The organism is Candidatus Paracaedibacter symbiosus (assembly GCF_000757605.1).
GTDB classification, from domain to species: Bacteria; Pseudomonadota; Alphaproteobacteria; order Paracaedibacterales; family Paracaedibacteraceae; genus Paracaedibacter_A; species Paracaedibacter_A symbiosus.
In genome coordinates, this window is record NZ_JQAK01000009.1 from 15,029 (window position 1) to 19,877 (window position 4,849).

The following is a 4,849-nucleotide window of genomic DNA, read 5'->3' on the forward strand; positions in this document are numbered from 1 at the left end:
AGCATCGATAAAGAGCTCTGAGTTCTTCGTAATAACTTCGTATAGCATACATTATACGAAGTTATACGAACTCATCTTACTTATTTAGAGATAGAAAATTGTGGCATAACTGATGCTGGGCTATTTTCAGTAGCAAGCTTCTTAGAAAAAATGCCTGATTTAGAGTGCATAAATATAAGAAGGAATAAAGTAAGTCCAAAAACAATCTTACTCTTTATCAATAATGAGAAAATCAAGTGGTGATCATCTAACATTCCTTCGGAACTAAGGCTATATAATTGAGAAAATTATCACTTAAATGAATAGGGGCATTAAACTAAATTTAAGGGAGTATTTAAGCAACTGTGTCAATTCTGATAATTTTATGATTATATTGAAGAAAGGATTGACAGATGGAAGTAGAGAAGAAAGACACATCATTTAATTTTGAGGGTTTCAAAAATCAAGCGATTTCTGATTTAAAAGCAGGAAAAATGCTTGTTGGTAAGGATGGGATTCTTACGCCTGTCAACAACGGTTTAAAACTGACCCACTTTTAGAGATTTCAACGGCCTAAAATTGACCCCCCCTCTCCATTTAATTTGGCTCTTCTTTTATTAAAGAAGGCACCATACCTGCCTTCCTTTTTTCTCTTAACCGATAACTCTCACCTTTAATTTGAATCAGATGAGAATGATGCAAAAGCCGATCCAGCAACGCTGCCGTTAATGTGGTATCACCTGCAAATGCCTCATGCCATTGGCCAAAAGGAAGATTAGATGTTACAATGATTGACCCTCTCTCATAGCGCTTAGCAATAACATGGAAGAAGTGATTGGCTTCCTCTCTCCCAAAAGGCAGATACCCAATCTGGAGAGCATAAAAAAGTGTGGGGCAATTAGGGTTAATCTTTCCTTTGATGAGATTTTTGCTGATACTAAAGCAATATTTCGTTAATTGGTTGCCAGGATGAAACTCTACAGAATAAAGATTGCTTTACGAGGCATAAGCCCTATGGTGTGGCGCCGCCTTCAAATCCCTGGCAATACTTCTTTGGCTAACTTACATCACATCATTCAAATTGCAAATGGCTGGGAAGATGAATATTTGCATCAATTTCATATTTACGGAAAAGATTATGGAATTGCTTATGAAGGAGGCCTTATGTTTGTTGATAATGCCCATACTGTTTATATGGATGATTTTAAATTTGATATCGGTGATAAATTCACTTACGAGTATAATTTTTTCAAGCATTGGGTGGTCGACATTCGCATTGAGGGAATTGATGAAGCATCAACATCACAACCATCTGTTTATTGTATAAAAGGAAACGGGATGCCTGGTGCTAATAAATCTGATGAAATTGAATGCACATTAAACCTTCTCAAAGCTATTGCTCATGCAGATGATACAACAAAACTTAGCGACCTTCGTCTTTTTGTTGAGGCTTTAAATGCTGTTAGATTTAATCGGCGTCATATAAATAAGCGCCTACAAACAGAAATGGAATAATATTATCTCATCAACAATAAAAATGAGGTAAGAAGATGAGATTCAAAATCCAAGTTGTTATTGAGAACGAACATCAACAAGAACAGATACAAAATATTGTCTGCTTAGAGAAAGGCAGTCATCAAGGGCATTGCGCTGGGTTGTCTTTAATAGAGTCCAAATACATCCTGAAAGAGCTGCAACAAAGAATTATACTTCATCAAGCCGAAGATTATACGAATTCAAACATGGCCTGTCCCTGCTGCCAAAAGCAACGACGTATTAAGGGATATAATACGATGCAATACAAGACCTTATTTGGCACCGTTGTTATTCCTAGCCTACGTTTATATGAATGTGCTTGTAGTGAGGAGCCAGCTAAGATTTTTAGTGTTTTAAAGTCATGGCTTCCAGAACATATCAGTCCTGAATTACAATATATTGAGACGAAGTGGGCCTCTTACATATCATACGAGCGCACAGCGGCATTGATGCAAGATGTATTGCCAGTGCATGCAACCCAAAATGCTGTTACAGTTCGAAATCATTTACATAAAGTAGCTAAACGACAAGAAAGAGAATTAGAAGGAAAACCCTTGTGTTTATCAGGCTGTGCGAATGATTGGGCAAAGTTACCGAAGCCTGATAAGCCTCTAACAGTTGGAATTGATGGAGGATATGTCAGGAGCTGGAGAGACAAGCAGACTAACTTTGAAGTAATTGTTGGCAAATCATTTTCAAAAATAAAACCCTCTAAACGCTTTGGGTTTGTTCAAGTTCTTGATAGTAAACCCCAAAGGCGATTGTTACACCTGTTAAATGAGCAAGGCATGCAGGCCAACCAGCAAATTACTTTTTATCCGATGGCGCTGATACTGTGCGAGATTTACAGTACTTGATGCATCCTGAGTCAGAACATGTATTAGATTGGTTTCATGTCACCATGCGATTTACTGTGTTGAATCAATTTGCTAAAGGTTTTTCTAATTCTCATCCTGAAGATGGAAAAGAAATTCTCCAAAAATTAGAAAGTGCCAAATGGTATCTGTGGCATGGTAATGTAGGTAATGCTCTTGATTCTTTAGAGGATTGTTACTTGATTTGTGATGGAGAGGAAATCCACTATAAGAATCAAAAGAAGTTTTTGAGTTACCTAGAAGAATTGAGTACTTATGTTGAAAACAATCGTCATTTAATCCCTAATTATGGGGAAAAGTGGCGTTATGGTGAAGCTATCTCAAGTAGTTTTGTTGAATCAACAGTGAATGAAGTTGTGACTAAGCGTATGGTTAAAAAGCAGCAAATGCAATGGACACATACAGGAGCCCATTATCTTCTGCAGGCCAGAACAGCGACACTCAATGATGATTTACCGAAGTACTTTGAACGCTGGTATCCAGGAGTGAATATTGGTGGGAAAGCTCAAAAAGAATTAAAAAGAAAAAGGGTGGTGTGATTGATTATGCCCCACACTTTTTTATGCTCTCTATATGCTTTGCCTTCATACATCGTATTGCCATCTTCTCTCATAATACATATAAATGTCTCTTTCATTGATACGTCTAATCCGGCATAGTACTTCATGGCATGTGTCCTTTTGTTTTTTGTTGTCAATTAAACTTGGAGCTTCTTGCTCCAGGAGACATTCTTACCTAGCCGGTTAGCTCACGCAATTACAGTATGTACCCTTATCAGAACCATAATATATCTAATTTATATAAGAAAAACTTATCACTGTTAATAATTTCTTAAATGTTAAACGTTAGAATTTATAATATAGAATTTTAAGGAGATAAATAATGATTTATAAAAAACATCTTTTAACTGCTACAGTTATTTCAAATGTACTATTATCTTCATTTGTATGTAATGCGTCACATGCCACGATAGAAGATCTACCGCATGAATTGATGAATGAGATATTTAGAGGATTAACTCCAAATGACATAGAAAATACGCAATTGATCTCTCAACATTTTAAAGCGGCAAGCGATAAATTTTGTTTTAATGACCATAAAGTAAATAAGTTTTGTAAGTTAAGTGTAACGGGGCTTTGGACATCCCCTAAGATTGCAATAGAGGTTGCAAGAAAAGTAATATTATTGACAGATAACGATGTGGCAACAAGGCATGGTGAAGATCTTTTAATTGCCAAGGCAAAAGCTCATGCTTTTTTAGCTTACAGGGGTATAAATAAAGATAATAACATTGGTGAATTTGATAAAATTTATGGAAATAGTATTCCTGGTAGCGCTATATCATCCGAGTTAAAAACTTTCTCAATATTTCTTAGGAATGTCGCTGGAAAAATGATTCAAGGCAAGTGAAAACTGTCAGCTAGTTGATTATTTTAGATTCTGTTTGAGGTAAGGAAGTAGAGGACATAAAATCTTTTAAGCTACCAACTTAAAGGAGGTTTTATGGCCCCCTTAGAAGGAATATTCTGCTTTATTGATGACTTTTGCAAGCAATTTGAGGAGAAGAGTTCTATAAAACTTCTTTTTAATTCTAAACGTCAACGGCGGCGTTCTTGCAGTCTGAATCTCTCAGAGATTATGACCATTTTAGTATTATTTCAATTAAGCCACTATTGATCTTTCCAAGAAATTGTAGACACATTTTTACCGAACGGAGATGATAAATTTCTGTTTAAAAGAGGTAAAAATGAATTTAAGGAAACGATACGATCAAGAGTTCAAATTAAATACAGTACAGCTCATCATGGGAGGCACAACATCACTGGCAGCTGCGAGCCGTGATTTAGGAGTTAGTAAATCAACTCTTCATGAGTGGATGAAAGAATATAGAACTCACAAAGATAAAGCATTTATAAAGAGTGAGAGTTCATCTTCTCAAGACCAGGATATAAGACAACTCAAGCGAGAGAACGAGATTTTACGCCAGGAGCGCGACATCTTAAAAAACTTCCTAAAGAAAAGCTCTTTTCCCTCATAAAAGAAACTTTTTCACCCTACCTGTTATAGTTGAGCTGTCAAAGAGAGCGGCCGTCTGCTTATTGGTGGGCTACCCCGTTAAAAAACATGGTCCAGGGAGTACAACGAACCCAGTATTGGAGGTATTTAACCCCGTTTAGGAAAGTGATTTTATTCGTTACTCCCCTCTTTGATTTAACAAACGATCATAAGAGGTAGATAATGACTCAATCTAATAGGCACCCCAGTATGCCAATCGTTCATCCGAATGCCGCTGGGATTGATATTGGTTCCAAGTTTCATGTGGTTGCTGTAGGAAGTGATAAAGCAACAACACCAGTTCGTACGTTTCAAAGTTTTACCACGGATTTGCATGCTATGGCAAAATGGCTTAAAAGTTGTGAAGTAACCAGCATTGCTATGGAATCTACAAGCATATATTG

At 36.5% G+C, this 4,849-nt stretch carries 5 protein-coding genes and 3 pseudogenes; 7 read left to right on the forward strand and 1 reads right to left on the reverse strand.

Annotation, left to right across the window (positions count from 1 at the left end; all coding sequences use genetic code 11):
- Window positions 1-63 precede the first annotated feature (63 nt).
- Together IG80_RS17055 and IG80_RS15355 are read left to right on the forward strand one after the other, a co-directional pair.
- Complete coding sequence (locus tag IG80_RS17055; RefSeq protein WP_156962204.1) at window positions 64-243, forward strand: hypothetical protein; 180 nt, start codon at window positions 64-66, stop codon at window positions 241-243.
- Between the two features lie 149 nt (window positions 244-392).
- Entirely contained in the window at window positions 393-539 is a 147-nt protein-coding gene (locus tag IG80_RS15355; protein ID WP_156962203.1) for a hypothetical protein, read from the forward strand.
- Window positions 540-576: 37 nt separating this feature from the next.
- On the opposite strand, the pseudogene IG80_RS14380 reads toward IG80_RS15355, so the two are convergent.
- Window positions 577-852: pseudogene (locus tag IG80_RS14380) on the reverse strand (ATP-binding protein); the annotation flags it as partial.
- Window positions 853-948: 96 nt separating this feature from the next.
- On the opposite strand from IG80_RS14380, the gene IG80_RS0111100 reads away from it, so the two are divergent.
- The 5 genes and pseudogenes from IG80_RS0111100 to IG80_RS0111130 form a co-directional block, all read left to right on the forward strand.
- Window positions 949-1,494 carry a plasmid pRiA4b ORF-3 family protein gene (locus IG80_RS0111100; protein ID WP_032114102.1) on the forward strand — a complete coding sequence of 182 codons (546 nt, stop codon included), beginning with the start codon at window positions 949-951 and terminating at the stop codon, window positions 1,492-1,494.
- Between the two features lie 35 nt (window positions 1,495-1,529).
- Window positions 1,530-2,929: pseudogene (locus tag IG80_RS14385) on the forward strand (ISKra4 family transposase).
- A gap of 343 nt (window positions 2,930-3,272) precedes the next feature.
- Window positions 3,273-3,800, forward strand: a complete 528-nt coding sequence (locus IG80_RS0111115) for an F-box protein (RefSeq protein WP_032114104.1) — start codon at window positions 3,273-3,275, stop codon at window positions 3,798-3,800.
- 337 nt (window positions 3,801-4,137) lie between these two features.
- Window positions 4,138-4,428: a transposase gene (locus tag IG80_RS0111125; protein WP_032114105.1), complete on the forward strand. Its 291-nt coding sequence runs from the start codon at window positions 4,138-4,140 to the stop codon at window positions 4,426-4,428.
- A 200-nt stretch (window positions 4,429-4,628) separates the two neighbouring features.
- Window positions 4,629-4,849: pseudogene (locus IG80_RS0111130) on the forward strand (IS110 family transposase); the annotation flags it as partial.

What these genes read in the sequence shown, in the direction of transcription:
- IG80_RS15355 (WP_156962203.1), top strand. Translation starts at nt 393, where the DNA reads ATGGAAGTAGAGAAGAAAGACACATCATTTAATTTTGAGGGTTTCAAA.
- IG80_RS0111100 (WP_032114102.1), top strand. Translation starts at nt 949, where the DNA reads ATGAAACTCTACAGAATAAAGATTGCTTTACGAGGCATAAGCCCTATG.
- IG80_RS0111115 (WP_032114104.1), top strand. Translation starts at nt 3,273, where the DNA reads ATGATTTATAAAAAACATCTTTTAACTGCTACAGTTATTTCAAATGTA.
- IG80_RS0111125 (WP_032114105.1), top strand. Translation starts at nt 4,138, where the DNA reads ATGAATTTAAGGAAACGATACGATCAAGAGTTCAAATTAAATACAGTA.